The following is a 24,687-nucleotide window of genomic DNA, read 5'->3' as shown; positions in this document are numbered from 1 at the left end:
GCCCCCGGCATCCACGCACTCCCTGATTACGCAACCGCTTGCAGAACGGAGCTACTCGGCGGGGCGCGCCTCGCGCGCTTGGCGGCGCGTGAGGGGTACGGCGTCGGAGGGGACGCGGATGCCGCCGGTATCGACCTCGACCGGGGCGCCCGTCTGGTTCGCGGCGCGCTGCGCCGACAGCGCCGCGTCGTCGTCGACGGCCTCCTGCAGCGCCGACTTCTCGCGCAGCGGCGGCGTCCGGAAGAACAGCGACAGGATGAAGGCGACGATCACGACCCACATCGCGACCCAGTACACGGCCACCGCCGAGTCGTTGAACGCAACGAGCAGCGGTTTGCTGAGCCGCGGATCAGCGCCCACGAGGAAGGACGTGTCGTCCACCGTGCTGTCGTCGATCTGCGAATCGCCGCCACCGTCGGCGAACTGATCAAGCAGCGTCGGCACGAGGCTGTCCACGAAGTCGGCGCGCTCCTCCGCGTCGGAGAAGTCCAGGGTCACCTGCCCGTCGTCGGACAGGCGGGCGACCGGCACCTGCTTCTGGATCTCGGTGAGCGCCGCCTGCTGCGCCTGCGCGACGGCCGCGGCGGTCGCGGCGTCCTGCTGCGACGCGGGGATCTGACCCGCTTCGACCTGCGCGGCGACGGCGTCGGTCGCCGCGGCGGTGGCCTTGTCGACGCCCTCCTGCAGCTGCTGCGTCGCGGCGTCGGTCGTCTGCGTGACGATCGGCGTGTAGATCTTCGCCATGATGTCGGCGTTCTCGGGGGCGTCGGCGACATCGGGGTCGAACGCGGCGTCGAGCGCCGTCGTGAGGGTCCCCTCGTCGGCGAACGAGGCCTGGATGTTCTGGGGCATGAGGGTGAACATGAGCGACAGGAGCACGGCCGTGCCGAGCGTGCCGCCGATCTGCCGGAAGAACGTCGAGGCGCTCGTGGCCACACCCATGTCGCGCAGACCGACGGAGTTCTGGCTCGCGATCGTGAGGGTCTGCATCAGTTGCCCGAGTCCGAGGCCGATGAGCAGCATGCCTCCGGCCATGAACCAGTACGACGTGTCGTACTTCAGGTGCGTCAGCCAGAAGAACCCGATCGACAGGAACGCGGTGCCCAGGATCGGGAAGATCCGGTACCGGCCGGTGCGGGCGATGAGCTGGCCGCTGCCGATCGACGCGATCATCATGCCGAGGATCATCGGCAGCATCTGCAGCCCGCTCTCGGTGGGCGTCGAACCGAGCACCAGCTGCAGGTAGAGCGGGATCGTGAGCATCGCCCCGAACATGCCGAAGCCGACGAACACGCCGATCACGGTCGCCATCGAGAACGTCGACGACCGGAACAGCTTCAGCGGGATCAGCGCGTCGTCCTTCATGAGCGTCTCGACGATCACGAAGGCGATGATGCCGAGTCCGCCCACGACGTAGCAGCCGATCGCCAGAGGCGAGTCCCAGCCCCACTCGCGGCCCTGCTCGGCCACCAGCAGCAGCGGCACGAGCGCGACGATCACGGTCGTCGCACCCCACCAGTCGATGCGGACGGAATGGACGGGATGCCGCGGGATGTGCAGGAACCGCAGCACGATGAACAGCGCCACGAGGCCGATCGGCACGTTGATGAGGAACACCCAGCGCCAGCCGGCGATGCCGAGGATCTCGTCCGCACCCGCGAACAGACCGCCGATGAGCGGGCCGAGCAGGCTCGAGACGCCGAACACCGCAAGGAAGTACCCCTGGTATTTCGCGCGCTCGCGCGGCGCGAGGATGTCGCCCATGATCGCGAGCGGCATCGACATGAGACCGCCGGCGCCGAGGCCCTGGATCGCGCGGAACGCCGCGAGCTCCAGCATCGACGTCGAGAACGACGCGAGGATCGAGCCGATCACGAACACGACGATCGCGAAGATGAACAGCGGCCGCCGGCCGAAGATGTCGGACATCTTGCCGTAGATCGGCGTGGAGATGGTCGACACGATGAGGTACGCCGTGGTCACCCACGCCTGCTGGCTCAGGCCGTGCAGGTCGTCGCCGATCGTCCGGATCGCGGTGCCGACGACGGTCTGGTCGAGGGCGGACAGGAACATCCCCGCCATCAGGCCGAAGATGACGAACAGGATCGCGCGGTGGGTCATGACCGGCGCGGCGGCCTCTTCGGACGACAGACGGGTCTCAGACATGATGCCCCCGATGTGCGGATCAGCGATGGCGATCGGGCGACTCCGGCGTCGTCAGGTCTCGGCCCATCGTAGACCGCGTGCCCGCTGGCGGGGCCGACCTCAGAGGCGTTCGATGATCGTCGCGTTCGCCATGCCGCCGCCCTCGCACATCGTCTGCAGACCATAGCGGCCACCGCTGGCCTCCAGGTGCGCCACGAGGGTGCCGAGCAGCCGGGTGCCCGACGCGCCGACGGCGTGGCCGAGGGCGATCGCGCCGCCCCACGGGTTGAGCTTCGCCGGGTCCGCGTCCAGGTCGCGCTGCCAGGCGAGCGGCACCGAGGCGAACGCCTCGTTGACCTCGTACGCGTCGAGGTCGCCCATCGACAGGCCGCTGCGCTCGAGGATGCGGCGCGTCGCCGGAATCGGCCCGGTGAGCATCATCATCGGGTCGTCGCCGACCACCGCGAAAGCGTGGAAGCGGGCCCGCGGTGTGAGCCCCAGTTCGGCCGCCTTCTCCTCGCTCATGATGAGGGCCGCGGATGCGGCATCCGTGAGCGGTGACGAATTGCCCGCGGTGACGCGCCAGTCGAGGTCGGGGAAGCGCTCCGCGAGCGCGTCGGTGCGGAAGGCCGGGCCGAGGCCGGAGAGGCCCTCCACCGTGGTGCCGCGGCGGACGGTCTCGTCGAACGCGACGGCGTCCTCGCCACCGGCCAGGACCGGGATCACCTGGGAGTCGAAGCGACCCTGGGCCCAGGCATCCGCCGCCCGCCGGTGCGACTCGGCCGAGAACGCGTCGAGCTCGTCGCGTCCGAGGCCCCAGCGCGCGGCGATGAGCTCGGCCGAGACGCCCTGGTTCACGAGGCCGTCGGGGTAGCGGCGCGTCACGCCCTGTGACACGGTGCCGCCGTGGGCCGACGAGCCGAGGGGGACGCGGCTCATCGACTCCACGCCGGCGGCGATGACGATGTCGTACGCGCCGGCGATCACGCCCTGCGCCGCGAAGTGCGCGGCCTGCTGGCTCGACCCGCACTGCCGGTCGATCGTCACGGCGGGCACGGTCTCGGCGAACCCGGCCGCGAGCACCGACTGACGCGCGATGTTGAGGGACTGGTCGGCGACCTGGCTGACGCATCCCATCAGCACATCGTCGATCTGCGTCGATTCCAGCCCGTTGCGCTCGAGCAGCGCCGTGAGCACGCCGGCGGCGAGGTCGACCGGGTGGACCGCGCTGAGGGCTCCCCCGGGCTTGCCCCGCCCCGAGGGCGTCCGGACGACGTCGACGATGACCGCACTGCGCATGAGATGCCTCCTGCTCCGAGCCTACGTCTCCGCGGAGCACGGAGATCCCGCCCGACTCGGACGCCCGGGCCGAATCGCTCCGAGTCTCGCGAGATCTCCGAGTGTGGCGCGACCGGGTCAGCCCAGCACCGCGGCGCGCTCCTGCGCGACCTCCAGCAGCCGCGGCACCCCGGCCTCGAGGGCGGGTCCGAACGTGTCGCCGGGTCGCTGCCCGTCGAGCCACCGTGTGTACAGCGCCTCGCAGAACACGGCGGCCTTGAACAGCGCGAGGGCCTCGTACCAGGGCAGCATCGAGAGGTCGAGTGGATGCCGCGCCGCGTACCGGTCGACCAGCTCGGCGGTCTCGGCAAAACCGTCGAGGCGGGTCACGGGCGTCAGCTCGAGCGGCGTCGGGGCCGCGCCCGGCCGGGCGTAGGTCGCGGTGAAGTAGCCGAGGTCCGCGAGCGGGTCGCCGAGGGTCGCCATCTCCCAGTCGAGGATCGCCGCCACCCGCGCCGGCGCCCCGTGCGCGTACATCAGGTTGCCGATGCGGAAGTCGCCGTGCACCACCGCGGCGCGCTGGGTGACCGGCATGCGGTCGGCGAGCCACGTCGCGAGCTCGTCGACCGCGGCGAACGAACGTCGCGAGTTCACCTGCCACAGCCCGGCGAAGCGTCCGACCTGCCGCGCGAGGTACCCCTGCGGGCGTCCGAGCGAGGCCACGTCGCCGTCCACCGGCACGGCGTGCAGGCCCGCCAGCGCGTCGACGGCCGCGAAGGCGATGCCGCGCCGGCCCGGACCGTCGTCGAGCGCCGGCGGGACGGCATCCGTCACCACGTCGCCCGCCACCCGCTCCATGACGTAGAACGGCACACCCAGCACCGCGGGGTCCTCGCACACCGCGACGATCGCCGGGACCGGCACCCCCGCCGCACCGAGCACGCGCTGCACCCGCGCCTCGCGAGCCATGTCGTGCGTCGAGGGCGGATGCGGCGGGCGCGGTCCGCGGCGGAGCACCAGGTCGTGACCGCCCCACGCGATGGCGTACGTGACGTTCGACTGCCCCTCGCCGATGCGCTCCCACGCGAGCGTCCCGTCGCCGAGGCCGGCGCCGCGGAGGTACTCCGCGACGGCATCGACGACGAGCAGCGGCGGCCGCTCGAGGCCGTCGGCCGCGGCCCACGAAGCAACGACCTCCGTCCCGTCGGGCCGCGAGATCACGGAACCACCTCGTCGAGGCGCGACGCGCCCGCCTCGACCTCGCGGGCGCGCGCGGATGCCGCCCGCCGGGCGATCGCCCAGCGGTGGGTCTCGCTCGACCCGTCGTAGATGCGGAACGGCCGGACCTCGTTGAGGTACTGCAGCAACGGCAGCGCGTCCGTGACGCCGTCGCCTCCGCACAGCTGGACGGACCGGTCGATGACGCGGAAGACGGCTTCGGAACAGTGAACCTTCGCGACCGACGACAGCGCCTCGCCGGCGCGCGGGTCGGCGGCCAGCACGCGGGCGGTCCTGTCGATGATCGCGTCGGAGGTCTCCAGGTCGATGACGCTGTCGGCGAGGAGAGCCTGGGCGACGCCGAGGTCGCGCAGCCTCGAGCCGAACAGCTCGCGCGCGTTCGCGCGGTCGAGCGCCGTGTCGTGGGCGCGGCGGGCGAGCCCGAGCCAGCGCATGCAGTGGGTGAGCCGCGCCGGCCCGAGCCTCACCTGCGCGTACCGGAAGCCCTGCCCCGGCTCGCCGAGCACATCCTCGTCGGGCACGAAGCACCCCGCGAAGCTCACGTAGGGGTGACCGCCGGCGATCGCACCCTCGATCGTGTGGACGTCGGGGCCGATCGTGACGCCGGGCGCGTCCAGCGACAGGAGGAACATCGTGGCGCCCTCCTGCCACGCGTCCACCGCCGGCGTTCGCGCCATCACGATCGCGAACGCGGCGCCGTTCGCCCCGCTGATGAACCGCTTGCGCCCGGTGATGCGCCAGCCGCCGTCGACGCGCTCGGCGGACGTCGACAGCGCCCGCGGGTCGGAGCCGGCGCCCGGATGCGGCTCGGTCATCGCGAAGCTCGACCGCACGTCGCCACGCACGAGCGGCGCGAGGAACCGCTCGTGCTGGGCCGGCGTGCCCACGACGTGCAGCAGGTGAACGTTGCCCTCGTCGGGCGCCATGATGCCCAGCACGAGGGGTCCGATCGGCGAGTACCCCGCCTCCTGGAACACCCCTGACCACTCGTCCAGCGGGAGGCCCAGCCCGCCGTACTCGACGGGCGCGTGCGGCGCGTACAGCCCGGCCTCGCGCGCGCGGTCCCGCAGTGCGGCGAGCGCGATGTCGTCGAGCGGCGCGCCGGGGGCGGGCTCGGCGGGCAGCACGACATCGCGGATGAAGCTGCGCGTGCGCGCCCGCAGGTCGGCGCTCACGCCGCACCCCCGGCCGAGAGCAGGCCGCCGTCGAGCGTGAGCACCTGCCCGGTGATCCACGCCGCGTCGTCGCCGACGAGGAACGCGACGGCGCCTGCGACGTCCTCGGGCGTGCCCAGCCTGCCGAGCGGGTACCCGGCGGCGACCTCGTCCTCGCGGCCCTCGTACAGCGCGCGGGCGAACCGCGTCTTGACGACGGCGGGAGCCACCGCGTTGACCCGCACGCGCGGAGCGAGTTCGACGGCGAGCGTCTCGGTCAGGTGCGACACGGCGGCCTTCGTCACGCCGTACCAGCCGATCCCGGGCGACGCGACGGCACCGGTGACCGACGACAGGTTCACGACGCTGCCGCCGTGCGCACCCTCGCCGAGGCCGCGCGCGAGGGCCTCCTGCGTCCACGCGAGCGTCGACACGACGTTGACCTCCAGGATCTTGCGTGCGGCGCCCAGATCGAGCCCCGCGAGCGGGCCGTAGACCGGGTTGATGCCGGCGTTGTTGACGAGGATGTCGATGCCGCCGAACTCGGTCACGACGCGGTCGAGGGTCTCGGCGCGGTGGTCGGGGTCGTCGGCAGCACCGCCGACGCCGATCGCCGAGCCGGCGGGCAGCGACGACACCGCGGCGACGAGCTCGTCCGGGTGTCGTGCCGTCAGGCACACGCGCGCGCCTTCGGCGGTCAGGCGCGACGCGATCGCGAGTCCGATCCCGCGGCTCGCCCCCGTCACGACGGCGGTGCGGCCGCTCAGCGGTGTGGTCATCTTCGTCCTCGCTCTCGGGCAGACGGCATCGTCTGCGCTTAATCGTGCGTAAGAAACGTGCGCCGCACAACCCCGATCCGCCGCCGATGCGGCGGGTTGCGGCATCCACTTTCTAATGCATAATAAAAACATGCTGCGCGGCGAGGACGCCGCACCGTGACCCCCTCACAGGAATCGGAGTTTCGGCGATGGCGCTGACACGAGACATCTACGACGACGACCACGAGCAGTTCCGCGAGGTCGTGCGCGCGTTCACCGAACAGCACGCGCGGCCCCACGCCGAGCGCTGGGAGGCCGAGGGCAAGGTCGACCGGTGGCTGTTCGAGAAGGCGGCAGAGGCCGGCATCCTGGGCTTCTCGATCCCGGAGGAGTACGGCGGCGGCGGCGCGGACGACTTCCGGTTCCACGCCATCATGGGCGAGGAGCTCGCGCGCCACCCGGTGTCGGACGGCATGGCCGGCATCGCCCTGTCGAACGACATCGTGATCCCCTACTTCACCGATCTCACGAACGACGAGCAGAAGCAGCGATGGCTCCCGGACATCGCCGCCGGCGAGCTCATCGTCGCCGTCGCCATGACCGAGCCCGGCACCGGCAGCGACCTGTCGGGCATCCGCACCTCCGCGGTGCGCGAGGGCGACGAGTACGTCGTCAACGGCACGAAGATCTTCATCTCGAACGGGCAGAACGCCGACCTCGTCGTCACCGCAGTGCGCACGAGCGAAGACCCGCACCGAGGCCTCAGCCTGCTCGTCATCGAGACGGACTCCCCCGGATTCTCACGCGGCCGCAACCTCGAGAAGGTCGGCCTGCACGCGCAGGACACCAGCGAGCTCGTGTTCCAGGACGTTCGCGTCCCCGCCGCGAACCTGCTCGGCGCCGAGGGCGACGGCTTCTTCGGACTCATGCGCAACCTGCCGCAGGAGCGGCTGTCGATCGCCGCCGCCGCGGTCGCCTCGAGCGAGGGCGTGCTGGAGCGGACGATCGACTATGTCAAGGGGCGCACGGCGTTCGGAAAGCCGGTCGGCTCGTTCCAGAACACGCGGTTCGAGCTGGCCGACATGGTCACCTCCACCGAGGTGAGTCGCGCGTACATCGACGCCTGCATCCGCGCGCACTCCGCCGGCGAGCTGTCGGCCGAGGACGCCGCCGCCGCGAAGTTCTGGACCACCGAGCAGTACGTGCAGATCGTGAACCGCTGCCTGCAGCTGCACGGCGGCTACGGCTACATGCGCGAGTACCGCATCGCGCGCGACTACGAGGACGCGCGCATCACGACCATCTACGGCGGCACGACCGAGATCATGAAAGAGATCGTCGGCCGTGGCCTCGGACTGTGAAGGGAACCCCCATGGCTGACGCCTACATCTACGACGCCGTGCGCACGCCGCGCGGCCGCAACCGCGGCGGCGCGCTTCACGGCACCAAGCCCGTCGACCTCGTCGTGGGGCTCATCCACGCGATCCTCGAGCGCAATCCGGGAGTCGACCCGGCGCTCATCGACGACATCGTGCTGGGCGTCGTGTCGCCCGTGGGCGAGCAGGGCGGCGACATCGCCCGTACCGCCGCCCTCGTGGCCGGGCTCCCCGAGACCGTCGCGGGAGTGCAGCTCAACCGCTTCTGCGCCTCCGGGCTCGAGGCCGTCAACACGGCGGCGCACAAGGTCGCCTCGGGTTTCGAAGACCTTGTGCTCGCCGGCGGCGTCGAGTCCATGTCGCGCGTGCCGATCGGCTCGGACGGCGGCGCCTACGCCCAGGACCCGACCACCAACTACGACCTGTACTTCGTGCCGCAGGGCATCGGCGCCGACCTCATCGCCACGCTCGAGGGCTTCTCTCGCGGCGACGTCGACGCCTACGCCGCCGAGTCGCAGCGCCGCGCCGACACCGCGTGGCGCGAGGGGCGGTTCGACGGCTCGATCGTGCCCGTGCGCGACCAGAACGGCGTGACCCTGCTCGACACCGACGAGCACCGGCGCCCCGACACGTCCGGCCTCGGCAGCCTGCCGGCGGCGTTCGCGGCGCTCGGCGACACGGCGGGCGTCGACGCCGTCGCGAAACAGAAGTACCACGCCGTCGAACGCATCGATCACGTCCACACCGCGGGCAACTCGTCGGGCATCGTCGACGGCGCGGCGCTCATGCTCATCGGCAGCAAAGAGGTCGGCGAGCGCCTCGGCCTCACTCCGCGCGCCCGCATCGTCGCGACCGCGGTCACCGGCTCCGAGCCGACGATCATGCTCACCGGCCCGACGCCGGCGACGCAGAAGGCACTCGCCAAGGCCGGGCTGGCGGCATCCGACATCGACCTGTTCGAGCTGAACGAGGCCTTCGCCGCCGTGGTGATGAAGTGGGAGAAGGACCTCGGCATCCCGCACGACAAGGTCAACGTCAACGGCGGGGCGATCGCGCTCGGCCACCCGCTCGGCGCCACCGGCGCCATGATCCTCGGCACGCTCCTCGACGAGCTCGAGCGGCGCGACCAGCAGCGCGGGCTCGCGACGCTGTGCGTCGGCGCCGGCATGGGCATCGCCACCGTCATCGAGCGGGTCTGACCCGCGGCATCCACCCTCACTGACTCGAGAAGAGAACACCCATGAGCACCACGATCGACGACACGACCGTGTACCAGGGCTATGCCTGGGAGCAGGATGCCGACGGCGACGTCGTCATCACGCTCGATGATCCCGGCAGCACCGTCAACACCATGAACCCCCACTTCGTGGCCGCCCTGAAGGCGACGGCCGACCGGCTGGAAGCGGAGCGCGACGGCATCCGCGGAGTCGTGCTGATCTCGGCCAAGCGCAGCTGGTTCGCCGGCGGAGACCTCAACCTGCTGCGCGCCGCCGACCCCGCGAAGGCCGCAGAAGAGACCGCGCACATCGACGCGGTCAAAGCCGACATGCGGCGGCTGGAGCTGCTCGGCCGGCCGGTGGTCGCCGCCATGAACGGCACCGCCCTCGGCGGCGGGCTGGAGGTCGCGCTCGCCGCCCACCACCGCATCGCCGCCGACGTGCGCGGCGCCCAGTTCGGGGTGCCCGAGGTGTCGCTCGGACTCCTCCCCGGCGGCGGCGGCATCACGCGGCTGGTCCGCATGCTCGGGCTGCAGAAGGCGCTGACCGACGTGATCCTGCCGGCGACGAAGTTCTCGCCGTCCGACGCCCTGGCCGTCGGCATCGTCGACGAGCTCGTCGCCTCGACAGACGAACTGCTGCCGGCCGCCAAGGCCTGGATCGCCGCGAACCCGGCACCCGTGAAGCCGTGGGACGAGAAGGGCTTCCGCATTCCCGGCGGTGCACCGACATCACCCTCGCTCGCGGGCGCGCTGCCCGCGTTCCCGGCCTCGCTGCGCAAACAGCTCAAGGGCGCGCCGCTGCCCGCGCCGCGCGCCGCGATGGCGGCGGCCGTCGAGGGCGCCTACGTCGACTTCGACACGGCGTCGAAGGTCGAGACCCGCTACCTCGTCGAGCTCACGCACGGCCAGGTCGCGAAGAACATGATCAAGGCGCTCTTCTTCGACCTGCAGCACATCAATGCCGGCGGCTCGCGCCCTTCGACAAGCTCACGGACAGGTGAGCCCCTCCCGAAGTACCGGGCCGAGAAGCTCGGCGTCATCGGGGCCGGCATGATGGGTGCCGCGATCGCGTACGTGTCGGCCAAGGCGGGCATCGAGGTGGTGCTCAAGGACGTCACGCTCGAGGCGGCCGAGAAGGGCAAGGACTACGCCCGCGGGCTGGAGGACAAGTCGCTCGCGCGCGGCCGCACGAATGCGGAGAAGTCCGCGGCGCTGCTCTCCCGCATCACACCCACCGCCGATGCGGCGGACTTCGAAGGTGTCGACTTCGTGATCGAGGCGGTCTTCGAGTCGGTGCCGGTCAAGCAGGGCGTGTTCCAGGAGATCCAGCACGTCGTGCGACCCGACGCCGTGCTCGGCTCCAACACCTCCACACTGCCGATCACCCTGCTGGCCGAGGGCGTCGAGCGCACCGGCGACGTCATAGGCATCCACTTCTTCTCGCCCGTCGACAAGATGCCGCTCGTCGAGATCGTCCGCGGCGAGCGCACGAGCGACGAGGTGCTCGCCAAGACGTTCGACTTCGTGCAGCAGATCCGCAAGACCCCGATCGTCGTCAACGACGCCCGCGGGTTCTTCACCTCGCGCGTCATCGGCACCTTCATCGCCGAAGCGGTCGCGGCGGTCGGCGAGGGCGTCGAGCCCGCGTCGGTCGAGCAGGCGGCGCTGCAGGCCGGGTACCCCGCGGGAGCGCTGCAGCTCCTCGACGAGCTGACCCTGTCGCTCACGCAGAAGATCCGGCTCGAGACCCGCGCCGCCGCCGAGGCGGCCGGCGAGACGTGGGTGGCGCATCCCTCCGAGGCGGTCGTCGACTTCATGGTCGACGACGCGCACCGCACCGGCCGCCGCGCCGGAGCGGGGTTCTACGACTACGACGACACCGGCCGCCGCATCGGCATCTGGCCCGGCCTGCGGTCGGCCTACGGATCCGGGCGCACCGTGCTCCCCTTCGAGGACCTGCAGGAGCGGATGCTGTTCGCCGAGGCTCTCGACACGATCGCGTGCCTGGACGCCGGGGTGCTCACCTCGGTGCCCGACGCGAACATCGGGTCGATCTACGGCATCGGGTTCCCCGCGTGGACCGGCGGCGTGCTGCAGTACGTCAACCAGTACGACGGCGGGCTGCCGGGCTTCATCGCCCGGTCGAGGGAGCTCGCCGGGCGGTACGGCGACCGATTCCTGCCGCCTGTGTCGCTGCTGGCCAAGGCCGAGGCGGGTGAGACCTATGAGTGACACGACGCTCACCGGAATCCCCGAGCCTGCTCCGGCGCCGGGGCCGTCGGTCCCTGAGCCCGTCGGAGGGCGGCTGCGCACCCGGTTCACCGAGGTGCTCGGCATCGAGCACCCGGTCGTGCAGGGCGGCATGATGTGGGTCGGCCGCGCCGAGCTGGCCGCGGCGGTGTCCGAAGCGGGCGGCCTCGGAATGATCACGGCGCTCACCCAGCCCACCCCGGCCGACCTCGTGAGGGAGATCGAGCGGGCGCGCACCCTCACCGACAAGCCGTTCGGCGTGAACCTCACGATCCTCCCCTCGATCAGCCCGCCGCCGTACGACGAGTACCGGCGCGCGATCATCGACGCGGGTGTGACGATCGTCGAGACCGCCGGCGCCAACCCCGAGCCGCACATGGACATGTTCCGCGAGCACGGCGTCCGCGTCATCCACAAATGCACGTCGGTGCGCCACGCCCTCAAGGCCGAGAAGGTCGGCGTGACGGCCGTGTCGATCGACGGGTTCGAGTGCGCCGGACATCCCGGCGAGGACGACGTGCCGGGCCTGGTGCTGATCCCCGCTGCGGCCGATGCGCTCGGCATCCCGTTCATCGCGTCGGGAGGGTTCGCCGACGGCCGCGGCCTCGCGGCGGCGCTGGTGCTGGGCGCAGACGGCGTCAACATGGGCTCGCGGTTCATGTGCACGGTCGAGTCGCCCGTGTCGCAGCAGGTGAAGGAGCGCATCGTCGAGGCCACCGAGCTCGACACCAACCTCATCTTCCGGTCGCTGTACAACACCGCCCGCGTGGCGAAGAACGCGGTGTCGGACGAGGTGGTGCGCATCCTCGCCGAAGGCGGCCAGTTCCCCGATGTGCGCGAGCTCGTCGCCGGCGCCCGCGGCCGCCGGGTCTTCGAGGACGGCGACCTGGATGCCGGCATCTGGACGGTCGGCCAGGTGCAGGGCCTCATCCAGGACATCCCGCACGCCGCCGACGTCGTCCGCCGCACCGTCGCGCAGGCCCACGACGTGCTGCAGCGACGTCTGGCACTATTCGCCTGACGCCCGTCGGGAAGGGGATGCCGGCAGCCTCGACCGCCGGCATCCCCGCCCGCACCCGGCGCGCTCCGCTCGGAGATCGCGCCCCGCTCGGACGGATGACAGGGAGCCCTCCGAGACTCGCGAGATCTCCGAGCGGACGGACCAGGCGAGGTCAGGCGCCGGCGCCGTGGCGGACGAGGTCCTGGGTCTCACGGACGAGGTCGTCGAGACTGCGGGTGCGGGGGTTCCACCACTCCACCGCCCAGTTCATCGAGCCGAGCAGCAGCAGACGGAAGATGTTGATGTCGAGGTCGGCGCGCAGCTGGCCGGCGTCCTGAGCGGCGTGGAACAGGTCGCGCCAGATGCGGCTGTATGCGGCTTCCTCGGCGGCCGGCCGCACGCGCAGGTGCTCGGGCACCTGCCCGGCGTTGCGCACCGACGCGGTCGTGTAGTCCGAGATGTGCAGCTCGTAGCGCAGGTGGGCATCGACGGCGGCGAGGATGCGGTCGAGCGGCGTCGCCTCGGCGGGCAAGGCCGCGATCACCTCGTCGACGTGCACGCGCACGCGGTGGGCTCCGGCCCACATGACCTCTTCGACGAGGTCGTCGCGCGAGCCGAAGTAGTAGTAGATCGCGGGCGCCTGGACGCCGGCGACATCGGCGACGTCGGTCAGGCGCGTGCCCGCATAGCCCTTGCGGCTCAGCACCTGCGCCGCGGCATCCAGGATCCGCTCACGTGTGCGCTGCGACTTCAGCGTCGCTCCGTCCTCGCCGCCCTGCGACACGCCGGTCCCCTCTCGTCCGTCACATTCTAACTGGGATTCGAAAATCTCCGCCGCTTCTCTTGTGCGGAGACTCTCGCGGCGATACCGTGAATCGCGATTCACTTAATGCCACGTTCTCAACGGAGAGAGCAGGACCCGACATGACCCTCGTCCACGACGACGGCACCGCCGTCCTCACCACCAGCGACCCTCGCGACGGCAGCCCGATCGCCTCCTACCCGGTCGCGACGGCCGACGACGTCCGCCGCGCCGTCGAGAGTGCGCGCGACGCCGCCGCCTGGTGGGCCGCGCAGGGCTTCGACGGTCGGCGGCGGGTCCTGCTCGCTTTCAAGGGCGCCGTCGCCCGCGACGCGAAGAGCCTGGCCGCGACGATCGCGCGCGAGACGGGCAAGCCCGAGGGCGACGCCCTGCTGGAGGTCATGCTGACGCTGGGCCACCTCGACTGGGCGGCGAAGAACGCCGAGCGCGTGCTCAAGCGCCGCAAGGTGAAGGCCGGTCTCGTGAACTACAACCAGCACGCGACGCTCGGCTACGAGCCGCATGGCGTCGTCGGCGTCATCGGCCCGTGGAACTACCCGTTCTACACGCCGATGGGCTCGATCTCTTATGCGCTCGCGGCAGGCAACGCGGTCGTGTTCAAGCCGAGCGAGCTCACACCCGGCACCGCGGTATGGGTCGCCGACAAGTGGCGCGAGGCCTGCGACCGTCCGGTGCTGCAGGTCGTGACCGGCGACCGCGGCACGGGCGCCGACCTCGTGCGGGCAGGCGTCGACAAGGTCGCGTTCACAGGCTCGACGGCGAGCGCCAAGAAGGTCATGGCCGCGTGCGCCGAGACACTCACGCCGCTCGTCGCGGAATGCGGCGGCAAGGACGCGCTCATCGTCGCCGCCGACGCCGACCTCGACGCCGCGGCGGACTTCATCGCGTTCGGGGCCATGGGCAATGCCGGCCAGACCTGCGTGGGCGTCGAGCGCGTGTACGTCGAGCAGGCCGTACGCGACGCACTGGTCGACAGGGTCGTCGAGCGCGCCGGGCGCATCGTCGTCGGCGGCGATGCGCCGACGTACGGCCCCATGACCCTCGCCGCCCAGTCCGACGTCGTCGCTGCGCACGTCGACGATGCCCTCTCCCGCGGGGGTCGCGTCGCGTTCGGCGGCCCCGGCTCGATCGACGGGCGCACGGTGTCGCCGATCGTCCTGGTCGACGTGCCCGAGGACTCCGACGCCGTGCAGCGCGAGACGTTCGGCCCGACGGTCGTGATCAACGCCGTGGCCGACCTCGACGAGGCCATCGCGCGTGCGAACGCAACCGATTACGGCCTGGGCGCCGCCGTCTTCACCACGGACGCCAAGAAGGGTGAGCGCCTCGCCGCCCGCCTGCGCGCGGGCGTCGTGACGATCAACTCGGTGCTGGGCTTCGCCGCGGTGGGCGCCCTCCCCTTCGGCGGCGTGAAGGGCTCGGGCTTCGGCCGCATCCACGGCGCCGACGGCTTGCGCGAGTTCAGTGTGCCGAAGTCCATCGCACGGCAGACCCGCACAGCGGCACTCAACCTGCTGACGCTCGAGCGCTCACCGCGCGACATGCATCTCGTCGAGCGCATGATCCCGATGCTGCACGGCAAGGGCCGCTGATCCGGCCCGCACGCACCCGTGCACGGCGTCGGAGAACCTCGGCGACACGCCATCCGAACCGACCCGGGCCGGCATCGCCGAAGAGTTCCGCCGCCGGGTGCACACGCCGGAGGGATGCCGCGCCGGCGCCTCACGCCGGGTCGGCGGCCGCACGCACGCCGAGCACGATCTCGACGAGGCATGCGAGGCGCTCGGCGGCGGCCGCGTCGCCCACGGACAGCAGCGGAGCCTGGTCGGCCACGACCCCGAGCCCCGCGTGGACGAGCACAGCGGCCTCGCGACCGCCGAGCTCCGGGCGCACCGCCTGCAGCACCGCGACCCAGTCGGCGACGTGCGCGCGCTGGAGGGCGCGCAGCCGGCGCTGCTCGTCGGGGGCGAGGTTGGCGATCTCGGAGAAGTACACGCGCGTGAGCTCGAGGTTGCCGAACGTGTGGGCGACGTACGCACGGACGAGCCCGTGCATCAACTCGGACGGGGATGCCGCCTCCTCGCGCGCGCGGAGCACGGCGCGCTCCAGCGACACGGCGGCGCGGTCGCAGGCCGCGAGCAGCAGGGCGGACTTGCCGTCGAAGTGGCGGTAGACGCCGGAGGGCGTGAGGTCGACCGCGACGGCGATGTCCTCGATGGTCGCCTCGTTGTACCCGCGTGCGGCGAACTGCCGGATGGCCGCGTCGATGAGCCGCGCCCGCCGGCCCTGATCGGCCGACGCCTCGGCGTGCGGGTCGGGTGGAGGTGCAGCATCCACCGATCCGGGCGAGGGGAGCGAGCCGTCGAGGGCGCGCCACGCGGCACCGGCGAGCAGCGCGCGCAGCGTGCGGGCGGCGACCGTGGTGTGGTGGGCGGTGATGCTGGCGATCGCGCTCAGCGCGGCGAGCACCAGAAGCCCGCGGTCCACCTCGGCGACGGCCGGGCGGAAGCCCGCGTGCGCGGCCTCGAACCGGCGGCGGAGCGTACGGAACTCGGAGGTCAGCAGCTCACGATCGTCGTGCTCGAGGTAGCGCCCCTCCCAGCGGTAGATGCCGCCGGTGGCCCGCAGTTCCACCGTGGTGGCGATGACGGCCTCGACCAGCGCGTCGAGCGCGGCCCGGGCCTCGTCCGGGGTGCCGAGCGGCAGGGCCGCCGCGGCATCGGTGTCTTCGACGAGCCGATGGGCCAGGGTGAAGGCCGTGCGCACGAACAGCGCGTACTTGTTCGGGAAGTGGCGGTACAGCGCGGGCGCCGAGATGCCGACGGCTGCCGCGATGTCCTGCATGCCGACCGCGTGATAGCCGTGCTGCGCGAAGGCGAGCGCGGCAGCCTCCTCGATGCGGCGCTTGCGGTCGCGGGGCCGCGTGCGCGGGGCTGCGGCAGGCACGGCGGCGGGCATGGGCTCAGCCTACCCGCGGCCCCGGCACCAGGGCCGAGGCGCGAGGCACGGTTCACTTGGATCGCATCGACCCATGTGAATCCGGGTTAACAAAACGCGTGACATCGGGCGATCCCGGTGTCATACTCGACACACCAGCCCCGGTGTCGCAGAGTCGCGGCATCCGTACGACGACGTGACGAGAGGCAACCCGATGACCGACGCCGCCCCCTCCGCGATCCCCGCCGCCGCGCGGCGCAACCACTGGATGAATCAGGTCGCGACGCACGCCGAGATGAAGCCGGATGCCGCCGCCTTCAGGTTCCTCGGCGAGACGATCACATGGCGCCAGGCCGCCGCGCGCATGGACGCCTTCGCCGCCGCGCTCGCGCGCCGCGGTGTCGGCTTCGGCGACCGCGTCCTGCTGCTGACCCTGAACCGCCCCGAGGTCGTCCTCTCGGTCTTCGGCATCAACCGCCTCGGCGCCATCGCCGTGCCGATCAACATCCGCCTCACCCCACCCGAGATCGCGTACATCGTGGACGACGCCGATGCCGACGTCCTCATCGTCGAGGCGCCGCTCGCCCCGCTGGTCGGCGCGGTCGCGCAGATCACCGACCGCGTCAAGAAGGTCATCGTGATCGGCGACGCCTCGACGGCGTCGGCGGCCGGTCCGGTCCCTGAGCCTGTCGAAGGGCAGGAGTCGTGGGCGGACCTCGTCGCCGAGGACCCGGACGGCTTCGGGGCCCCCGACGTCCCCGAGGACACCACGTGCCTCATCATGTACACGTCCGGCACCACCGGCCGCCCGAAGGGCGCGATGCTCGACCACGTCAACCTCTTCGCGCAGAGCCTCACGCTGCTGCGCGTGAACCAGGTGTTCGGCGAGGACGACATCTCGTTCATGACCGCACCCCTGTTCCACATCGCGGGGCTGGGATCGATCGCACCGAACTTCGTCATCGGGATCGTCACCGTGATCCACCCGCTGGGCGCCTTCAACCCGACCGAGCTGCTCGACGCCTGGGAGAGGGAGAAGGCGACCATCGTCTTCAACGTGCCGCAGCAGTGGCAGGCGATCTGCGCCGACCCGACGATCGCGGACCGCGACCTGCACCTGCGCATCATCAGCTGGGGAGCGGCGCCGGCCTCCGACACGCTCCTGCGCCAGATGAGCGACCGCTTCCCGCGGGCGATCAACGTCGCGGTGTTCGGGCAGACCGAGATGACCCCCATCACGTGTGCTCTGAGCGGCGAGGACTCGCTGCGCAAGCTGGGTTCGGTCGGCCGCCCCATCCCGACCCTGCAGTACCGCGTGGTCGACGAGGAGCTGAACGACGTCGAGCGCGGCGAGGTGGGCGAGATCCTGTACCGCGGACCCAACCTGATGAAGGGGTACTGGCGCAAGCCGGCCGAGACCGCGGAGGCGTTCGAGGGCGGCTGGTTCCACTCCGGGGACCTCGTCCGGCAGGACGAAGAGGGTTTCGTGTGGGTCGTGGACCGCAAGAAGGACATGATCATCTCCGGCGGCGAGAACGTGTACTGCGCCGAGGTCGAGAACGTGCTGTTCGCGCACCCGAAGATCGTGGATGCCGCCATCTACGGGCGTGCGGACGAGCGCTGGGGCGAGGTGGCCGTCGCAGCGGTCGCAATCGCGCCCGGCGAGGAGCTGACGATCGACGAGCTGCAGGCATGGCTCGGCGACAAGCTCGCGCGGTTCAAGCAGCCCAAGGCGCTCGTCATGGTGCCGGCGCTCCCCCGCAACGCCGCCGGCAAGGTCAACAAGGTCGCGCTGCGCGCGGCCGACCGCGAGCTCGCCCCGGCGTGAACGTACCCGCATGACCGACACGATCGACGCCGCGCGGGCGATCGACCCGGCGCCGATCGCCGCGCCTGTCCCGACGAGGGCCGCGGTGGTCCGGGAGCGCGGCGGCACGGCCGTCCTCACCGAGGTCACTCTGCCGGCACCCGGCCCCGACGACGTCGTGGTGCGGATCATGGCGTCGGGCGTGTGTCCCACCGACCTGTTCGGCCTGGACGGCGGGGCCGGCGACCGATTCCCCGCGGTGTTCGGGCATGAGGGCGCAGGAATCGTGCTCGCCGTCGGCGGCCGGGTCGGCGGCATCCATCCCGGCGACCACGTCGTACTGGGCTTCGCATCGTGCGGATCGTGCCGCGCGTGCGCCGACGGGCATCCCGCGTACTGCGCCCGGTTCGGGGAGCTGAACTACGGGACCCGTGACGCCCTGGCCGGCGACGAGCGCGTGAACACGGGCTGGATGTCGCAGTCCTCGTGGGCCGAGCACGTGGTGACGCCCGCGTCGAGCGTCGCGGTCGTCGGCGACGATGTGCCGTGGCCCGTTGCCGCGCCCCTCGGGTGCGGCGTCCTCACCGGCGCCGGAACCGTGCTGAACGCCCTGCGACCCGGTCCCGGCGATGGGCTGCTCGTGCTCGGGGCGGGCACGACGGGCCTCGCCGCCGTCATGGCCGCCCGTCACCGCGGCGTCTCGCGCATCGCGGTGAGCGATCCACTGGCCGCGCGTCGGGCGCTCGCGCTCGAGCTCGGCGCCACCGCAGCGCACGACCCGTCGTCCCTCGCCGCCATGACGGGGTTCACCCATGCGCTCGACACGGTCGGCACCCAGGGCACGACGGAGGCTGCGCTCGCCGCCCTCGCCCCGCGCGGGGTCGTGGCGACCGTCGCACTCAAGCCCGGCGCGAACCCCGTCACGGTGTCGCAGTCGCGGCTGCTGTGGGGCCGCACGCTCGTCGGCGTCATCGAAGGCGACGCGGTCGTCGCACGCGACGTCGCGCTGCTGGCCGCGCTGTGGCGCGCCGGGCGCCTTCCCGTCGAGCGCCTCGTCACCGCCTACGACTTCGCCGACATCGGCGGGGCGCTCGACGACGTGCGCGCCGGCCGTGCGATCAAGCCGGTGCTGATGATGGATCGGGATGCCGGTGAGACGGCGGTGGCGGCATCCCCGGCTCCGCTCATCGACGCGCTGCGTGCGGGCACCGTGCCCGACGACGACCTGCCCGTGCTGTGGCGCTCCCTGCCGCCGGTCGCGCCGGACCAGCTGCGCGGCCTGTGGCGCGGCTGGGGCGTGACGCGCGGCCACCGCGCCGGGCGACTGCTGGAGCGCCACCGCTGGTACGGCAAGCTCTTCCGGTCCGAGGACGACGTGTCGCCCATCGTCTGCGAGCGCGACGACGGCTCGCTCGTCGAGGACCTCGCACTGGCCCGGGGCGGCGCGACGCTGCGCACGGCATCGTACGACGGCATCCCGACCGCGGCGATGTTCTACGACGGCCAGGCGATCGTCGACCTGTTCGTCCGGCTCGCCCCCGATGCGGTGCTCGGGGTGATGACGGGGAGGGATGCCGCCGATCGCGGTCGCGCGTACTTCTTCGTCCTGGAGGAGGACCCGGACCGCCCGGTCGCGCGCGCCCCGCACGACTGAAGACTCGGAGATCCCGCGAGGCTCGGACAGATGGCGCGCATCGGTCCGAGTCTCGCGGGATCCCCGAGTGTGGCCAGTCCCTAGGCGCGGGCGTCGGGCGTCGAGTACGTGCTGCGCTGCTCGATGACCGCGAGCGTGCACCGCGAGATGCACACCAGCCGCGACGCGTCGTCGACGATGCGGATCTCCCACACGTGCGCGCGCCGACCGATGTTGGCGGGTGTCACCGTCGCGGTCACCCAGCCCGACGAGATCGGGCGGATGTGGTTGGCGTTGATCTCCTGGCCGACGACGTGGAACCGCTCGCGGTCGACGGCGAGGTAGCCCGCCCACGACGCGAGGGTCTCGGCGAGCGCGACGGACGCCCCGCCGTGCAGCACCCCGGCAGGCTGCACGGTGCGCCGGTCGACCGGCATCCGTCCCACCAGCGCGTCGTCACGGATCTCGACGATCTCGATGCCGAGGTTCTCGATCAGCGTGCCGCCCGCCATCGCCGGAAGGTCGACGGCGGCGACATCGCCGAACCAGAGCGTCATCCGGCCGCTTCTTCTGCCCGGTCCGCGACGGCGAGCGCCGCGGTGTCGGCGACATAGCCGTCGATGTGGCGCTCGTCGGGCCCGTTGTACTCCGACAGCGGGCGGATCAGCGCGTTCGAGGCGAGCTGCTCCATGATGTGCGCCGTCCACCCCGTCACGCGGGCCGCCACGAACAGCGGCGTGAAGGTCTCGGTGTCGAAACCGATGAGGTTGTACGCCGGACCCGACGGGTAGTCGAGGTTCGGGTAGATGCCCTTGCGCGCCACGAACTCGGACTCGAGGGTGTCGTACAGCGCCGCGACGTCGGGGCGGTCATAGTGCTCGACGAGCGTGTCCAGCGCGGCCTTCATGGTCGGCACGCGCGAGTCGCCGCGCTTGTAGACGCGGTGACCGAAGCCCATGATCTTGCGCTTCTCGGCGAGGGCCTGGTCGAGCCACGCCGCCACGTTCTCTGCCGAGCCGATCTCGTCGAAGATGTGCAGCACAGCCTCGTTCGCGCCGCCGTGGAGCGGTCCCTTGAGTGCGCCGATGGCCCCGACGACGGCCGAGTAGAGGTCGCTGAGCGTCGAGGTGATCACGCGGGCGGTGAACGTCGAGGCGTTGAACGAGTGTTCGCCGTACAGGATCATCGAGCGGTTGAAGGCGTCGACGACGACCTCGTCGGCCTCCTCGCCGAAGGTCATCCACAGGAAGTTGGCGGCGTAGTCGAGGTCGTCGCGCGGCGCGACGGGCGGCAGGCCGCGGCGACGGCGCTGGCCGTAGGCGACGATCGCGGGCAGCACGGCGAAGAGCCGGACGCTGCGCTCGAGGTTCTGCTCGACACTGCCGCTGGCGTCGAGGACCGACCCGGTGCCGGCGAGGTCCCGCGCGCCGATGAGGCTCACCGCGGTGCGCACCTCGTCCATCGGGTGCGCGTCCAGCGGCACGAGGTCGATCGTGGTGCGCACGTCGTCGGGGATCCCGCGGTGCGCGCGCTCGGTCAGCCGCAGCTCGGCGAGCTGCTCGGCATCGGGAAGCTCGCCGTTCCACAGCAGATAGGCGACCGCCTCGAACGGCTGCGTGGCCGCGAGCTCCTGCACGGGGTACCCGCGGTACAGCAGCGAGTTCGTCTCGGGGTTGACCTTCGAGACCGCCGTGTAGTCCACGACGACGCCGGCGAGGCCCTTCCGGATGTCGGGTTCGGTCATGTCAGTCCCCTGTTCTTTCGGGCTGGGCGATCTGGAAGTTGAACACCGAGGTGTCGAAGTGGTTGTACTGCTCGTAGTCGATGAGGTCGTAGAGGTCGGCACGGTGCTGCATCTCGCCGAGCTTCGACGTCAGGTGGCCGTCCTCGACGAGCGTATCGAGTGCGCGGGATGCCGCACCCATCGCGATCCGCAGCAGCGAGACGGGCCAGATCACGATGTTGACGCCGACGTCGCGCAGCTGGTCGACGCTGAACAGGTCGGACTTGCCGAACTCGGTCATGTTGGCGAGGATCGGCACGTCCACGGCCTTGCGGACCGCCTCGAACTCGTCGAGCGTGCGCATCGCCTCGGGGAAGATCGCGTCGGCTCCGGCATCCACGAGCGCCTGCGCGCGCCGGACGGCGGCATCCAGTCCTTCCACCGCGCGGATGTCGGTCCGCGCCATGATGAGGAAGTTCGGGTCCCGGCGCGCGTCGGCTGCGGCGCGGATGCGCTTGATGGCGGTGTCCTCGTCGACGACGGCCTTGCCGTCGAGGTGACCGCAGCGCTTCGGGTTGATCTGGTCCTCGATGTGGGTACCGGCAAGACCCGCGTCCTCGAGCGTCTGGATCGTGCGGGCGACGTTCATCGGCTCGCCGAACCCGGTGTCGGCGTCGATGATCGCCGGCAGGTCGGTCATGCGCGCGATCTGCTGACCGCGGCCGGCGACCTCGCTGAGCGTCGTGAGCCCGATGTCGGGCAGGCCGAGGTCGGCCGACAGCACGGCGCCCGAGATGTAGACGCCCTCGAACCCCTTGCGCTCGATGAGCTTCGCGGTGAGCGGGTTGAACGCCCCCGGGAAGCGCAGCAGCTCGCCCGAGGCCAGCCGCTCGCGGAACAGGCGGCGCTTCTCGTGCGCCGGGACGGTGGAGTACAGCATCGGTCAGTCCTCGGCCTTCTCGCGTTGAGGATTCAGGAGACACGCCGTCCGCGAGCCCCCGCGATCGACGGAGACCGCCATGCGTCCTGAATTCTCGACGCCCCGCCCCGCCAAGCGCCGCATCAGAACAGCCCCTTGGGTGCGGGGGCGCCGGCGAGCACGCCGAAGTCGGCCACGACCGTGAGCTGCTGCACCTCGTCGGCGGTGAGCTCCGGCAGGCGCTGGGCGAGGTCGAGGAAGCGCTCGATCTCGTCGGCCGTCAGCACGGGCTCGGCGAGCAGGCGGAACTTGCGCACGTAGTCCTCGCGCGCGAACGGCCGGGCGCCGAGCGGGTGCGCGTCGGCGACGGCGATCTCGTCCTCGATCACGGTGCCGTCGGTGAGGCGGATCTCGACGCGGCCGCCGAAGGCCTTCTCGTTCGGGTCCTCGGAGTGGTAGCGGCGCGTCCACTCGGCGTCCTCGGCCGTCGTGATCTTGTGCCACAGCGCGACGGTGTCGGGGCGCTGTGCGCGCTCGGGGGTGTACGAGTCGACGTGGTGCCAGCCGCCGTCCTGCAGCGCGACAGCGAAGATGTACGGGATCGAGTGGTCGAGCGTCTCACGGGATGCCGTCGGGTCGTACTTCTGCGGGTCGTTCGCGCCCGAGCCGATGACGTAGTGCGTGTGGTGCGACGTGTGCAGCACGATCGACTCGACATCCGCCGGGTCGAACGACGCCTCGTTGTGCAGCTTGCGGGCCAGGTCGATCCAGGCCTGCGCCTGGTACTCGGCCGAGTGCTCCTTCGTGTAGGAGTCCAGGATGCCGCGCTTGGGCTCGCCGGCGCCGGGAAGCGGCACCTCGTACGTGGCATCGGGGCCGTCGAGCAGCCACGCGATGACGCCGTCCTCGCCCTCGTAGATCGGCGACGGCGACGTCTCGCCGCGCATCGCGCGGTCGACGGCCTCGATCGCCATCTTGCCGGCGAACGCGGGGGCGTGCGCCTTCCACGTCGAGATCTCGCCCTTGCGGGACTGCCGCGTCGCGGTCGTCGTGTGCAGCGCCTGGCCGATCGCCTGGTAGATCGTCTCGACGTCGAGGCCGAGCAGCGTGCCGATGCCCGCGGCTGCCGACGGACCGAGGTGCGCCACGTGGTCGATCTTGTGCTTGTGGAGGCTGATGGCGCGGACGAGGTCGATCTGGATCTCGTAGCCGGTCGCGAGGCCGCGCACGAGCGCGTGGCCGTCGGCGCCGACGTGCTGGGCGACCGCGACGATCGGCGGGATGTTGTCGCCCGGGTGCGAGTACTCGGCAGCGAGGAACGTGTCGTGGTAGTCGAGCTCGCGCACGGCGACGCCGTTGGCCCACGCCGCCCATTCGGGCGAGGTCTTGCGGTCGAGGGCGCAGCCGAAGACGGTCGCGCCGGAGCCGCCCACCGAGACGGCGTGGTCTAGCGCCTGCTGGCGCGCGGCGCTCACGGGCGCGCGGGTGAGGGATGCCGCCGCCACGGCCGCGTTGTCGATGACGCGGTTGATGATCATGTCGACGACGTCGGCGTCGACCTCGACGGGGTCCGCGGCGATCTCGGCGAGGTGCCAGGCGAGCTGGCCCTCGCGGGCGAGGTTCTCGTCGCTGCGGTGGACGCGGAGGTGGTGGGTGACGGTCATGACGCGCCTTTCTGGGTCGCTGAGCTTGTCGAGGCGTCGAGGGCACCGAGGATGCTCTCGAGCGCGTTGTGCAGGTGGACGTGGGTGGCGTGCGCGGCGAGGTCGGCGTCGCCCGCCGCGATCGCGGAGGCGATGAGGCGGTGCTCCGAGACGGATGCCGCCAGCCGGGCGGGATTGTCGCGTGCGAGCCTGCGGACCCGCACGAGGTGAGTGCGCACCGTGCGCAGCGCGGCGGTGAGGTAGTCGTTCGCGACCGACGAGTCGAGCGTCGCGTCGAAGCGCGCGATGAGCGCGTAGTAGCCGTCTGCGCCGCGGGCGGTGCCGAGGTCGACGCGCGCGAAGTCGAGCGCCAGCGCGGCGAAGGCCGCGGCATCCCCCCGTTCGGCGGCCAGGCGGGCGGCCGACTCCTCGAGCGCCCGGCGCACCTCGAAGATCTCGCGGATGTCGCCGGCGTCGATCGCGGTGACCACGGTGACGCGGGGTGACTGCTGGGCGACGAGGCCGTCGGCGCCGAGGCGACCGAGGGCTTCGCGCAGCGGAGTGCGGCTGACGCCGAGGCGAGTGGCCTGGTCGACTTCGCCGAGGACGGTGCCGGGGCTCAGGACGCCCGACTGGATCTCGTCGAGGAGGGTCGCGTAGGCGCGGTCGCTGGCACGCATCCGCTTCACCTCCTCGTCAGGAACTCCGCTCAGTGTATACATAAACTCGCCAGACTGGACCGTTCAAGCCAGAAGTGGCACGCATCGTATACACCGTTGACGG

General features: G+C 71.5%; 19 protein-coding genes. 7 read left to right on the top strand and 12 right to left on the bottom strand.

The genetic code is table 11. The features are described from left to right. Positions 1 to 51: 51 nt before the first annotated feature. The 5 genes from ACFWJ8_RS06775 to ACFWJ8_RS06755 all read right to left on the bottom strand — a co-directional run bounded on the left by ACFWJ8_RS06775 (position 52) and on the right by ACFWJ8_RS06755 (position 6,595). Positions 52 to 2,166, bottom strand: coding sequence for an MDR family MFS transporter (locus ACFWJ8_RS06775; protein WP_378810062.1), 2,115 nt, complete (start codon positions 2,164 to 2,166; stop codon positions 52 to 54). Between the two features lie 99 nt (positions 2,167 to 2,265). Then, a complete protein-coding gene (locus ACFWJ8_RS06770) occupies positions 2,266 to 3,444 on the bottom strand; it encodes a thiolase family protein (RefSeq protein WP_378810060.1) in 1,179 nt (392 codons plus the stop codon). A gap of 117 nt (positions 3,445 to 3,561) precedes the next feature. Next, positions 3,562 to 4,644, bottom strand: a complete 1,083-nt coding sequence (locus tag ACFWJ8_RS06765) for a phosphotransferase family protein (RefSeq protein ID WP_378810058.1) — start codon at positions 4,642 to 4,644, stop codon at positions 3,562 to 3,564. Next, on the bottom strand, positions 4,641 to 5,837 hold the full coding sequence (locus ACFWJ8_RS06760) for an acyl-CoA dehydrogenase family protein (RefSeq protein WP_378810056.1): 1,197 nt from the start codon (positions 5,835 to 5,837) through the stop codon (positions 4,641 to 4,643). The genes ACFWJ8_RS06765 and ACFWJ8_RS06760 overlap by 4 nt, the downstream gene beginning before the upstream one ends. Further along, on the bottom strand, positions 5,834 to 6,595 hold the full coding sequence (locus ACFWJ8_RS06755) for an SDR family oxidoreductase (protein WP_378810054.1): 762 nt from the start codon (positions 6,593 to 6,595) through the stop codon (positions 5,834 to 5,836). The genes ACFWJ8_RS06760 and ACFWJ8_RS06755 overlap by 4 nt, the downstream gene beginning before the upstream one ends. 188 nt (positions 6,596 to 6,783) lie before the next feature. On the opposite strand from ACFWJ8_RS06755, the gene ACFWJ8_RS06750 reads away from it, so the two are divergent. The 4 genes from ACFWJ8_RS06750 to ACFWJ8_RS06735 are packed head-to-tail and all read left to right on the top strand — an operon-like array spanning position 6,784 to position 12,440. After that, positions 6,784 to 7,935 (top strand): acyl-CoA dehydrogenase family protein, encoded by a 1,152-nt coding sequence (locus ACFWJ8_RS06750; protein WP_378810052.1) that lies wholly within the window; start codon positions 6,784 to 6,786, stop codon positions 7,933 to 7,935. Between the two features lie 11 nt (positions 7,936 to 7,946). Beyond that, positions 7,947 to 9,149, top strand: coding sequence for an acetyl-CoA C-acetyltransferase (locus ACFWJ8_RS06745; RefSeq protein WP_378810050.1), 1,203 nt, complete (start codon positions 7,947 to 7,949; stop codon positions 9,147 to 9,149). Positions 9,150 to 9,190: 41 nt separating this feature from the next. Beyond that, a complete protein-coding gene (locus ACFWJ8_RS06740; protein WP_378810048.1) occupies positions 9,191 to 11,401 on the top strand; it encodes a 3-hydroxyacyl-CoA dehydrogenase NAD-binding domain-containing protein in 2,211 nt (736 codons plus the stop codon). Continuing rightward, a complete protein-coding gene (locus ACFWJ8_RS06735) occupies positions 11,394 to 12,440 on the top strand; it encodes an NAD(P)H-dependent flavin oxidoreductase (RefSeq protein ID WP_378810046.1) in 1,047 nt (348 codons plus the stop codon). The genes ACFWJ8_RS06740 and ACFWJ8_RS06735 overlap by 8 nt, the downstream gene beginning before the upstream one ends. A 151-nt stretch (positions 12,441 to 12,591) precedes the next feature. Here the strand turns inward: ACFWJ8_RS06735 and ACFWJ8_RS06730 are convergent, their stop codons facing one another. After that, positions 12,592 to 13,203: a TetR/AcrR family transcriptional regulator gene (locus ACFWJ8_RS06730; RefSeq protein WP_378810044.1), complete on the bottom strand. Its 612-nt coding sequence runs from the start codon at positions 13,201 to 13,203 to the stop codon at positions 12,592 to 12,594. A 140-nt stretch (positions 13,204 to 13,343) separates the two neighbouring features. On the opposite strand from ACFWJ8_RS06730, the gene ACFWJ8_RS06725 reads away from it, so the two are divergent. Further along, positions 13,344 to 14,834: an aldehyde dehydrogenase family protein gene (locus ACFWJ8_RS06725; protein WP_378810042.1), complete on the top strand. Its 1,491-nt coding sequence runs from the start codon at positions 13,344 to 13,346 to the stop codon at positions 14,832 to 14,834. 130 nt (positions 14,835 to 14,964) lie between these two features. Here ACFWJ8_RS06725 and ACFWJ8_RS06720 read toward each other — a convergent pair whose 3' ends face one another. Then, positions 14,965 to 16,200 carry a TetR/AcrR family transcriptional regulator gene (locus tag ACFWJ8_RS06720; RefSeq protein ID WP_378810041.1) on the bottom strand — a complete coding sequence of 412 codons (1,236 nt, stop codon included), beginning with the start codon at positions 16,198 to 16,200 and terminating at the stop codon, positions 14,965 to 14,967. A gap of 193 nt (positions 16,201 to 16,393) precedes the next feature. Between ACFWJ8_RS06720 and ACFWJ8_RS06715 the strand changes: the two genes are divergently transcribed. Then, positions 16,394 to 18,007: a long-chain-fatty-acid--CoA ligase gene (locus tag ACFWJ8_RS06715; protein WP_378810039.1), complete on the top strand. Its 1,614-nt coding sequence runs from the start codon at positions 16,394 to 16,396 to the stop codon at positions 18,005 to 18,007. A gap of 10 nt (positions 18,008 to 18,017) precedes the next feature. Further along, on the top strand, positions 18,018 to 19,640 hold the full coding sequence (locus ACFWJ8_RS06710) for an alcohol dehydrogenase catalytic domain-containing protein (protein ID WP_378810038.1): 1,623 nt from the start codon (positions 18,018 to 18,020) through the stop codon (positions 19,638 to 19,640). Positions 19,641 to 19,720: 80 nt separating this feature from the next. Here the strand turns inward: ACFWJ8_RS06710 and ACFWJ8_RS06705 are convergent, their stop codons facing one another. The 5 genes from ACFWJ8_RS06705 to ACFWJ8_RS06685 all read right to left on the bottom strand — a co-directional run bounded on the left by ACFWJ8_RS06705 (position 19,721) and on the right by ACFWJ8_RS06685 (position 24,584). Further along, positions 19,721 to 20,176, bottom strand: coding sequence for a hotdog fold thioesterase (locus ACFWJ8_RS06705; protein WP_378810037.1), 456 nt, complete (start codon positions 20,174 to 20,176; stop codon positions 19,721 to 19,723). Further along, positions 20,173 to 21,363 (bottom strand): bifunctional 2-methylcitrate synthase/citrate synthase, encoded by a 1,191-nt coding sequence (locus tag ACFWJ8_RS06700; RefSeq protein WP_378810036.1) that lies wholly within the window; start codon positions 21,361 to 21,363, stop codon positions 20,173 to 20,175. Before ACFWJ8_RS06700 ends, ACFWJ8_RS06705 begins: the two co-directional genes overlap by 4 nt. Position 21,364: 1 nt before the next feature. After that, entirely contained in the window at positions 21,365 to 22,282 is a 918-nt protein-coding gene (prpB, locus tag ACFWJ8_RS06695; protein WP_378810035.1) for a methylisocitrate lyase, read from the bottom strand. 122 nt (positions 22,283 to 22,404) lie between these two features. After that, positions 22,405 to 23,925, bottom strand: a complete 1,521-nt coding sequence (locus ACFWJ8_RS06690; protein ID WP_378810034.1) for an MmgE/PrpD family protein — start codon at positions 23,923 to 23,925, stop codon at positions 22,405 to 22,407. Then, positions 23,922 to 24,584, bottom strand: a complete 663-nt coding sequence (locus ACFWJ8_RS06685) for a GntR family transcriptional regulator (RefSeq protein ID WP_378810032.1) — start codon at positions 24,582 to 24,584, stop codon at positions 23,922 to 23,924. Before ACFWJ8_RS06685 ends, ACFWJ8_RS06690 begins: the two co-directional genes overlap by 4 nt. Positions 24,585 to 24,687: the final 103 nt, after the last annotated feature.

The organism is Microbacterium sp. NPDC058389, assembly GCF_042722305.1.
GTDB lineage: Bacteria > Actinomycetota > Actinomycetes > Actinomycetales > Microbacteriaceae > Microbacterium.
Note: the sequence above shows the minus strand (reverse complement) of the source record. Positions and strands in the feature narration are given on the sequence as shown.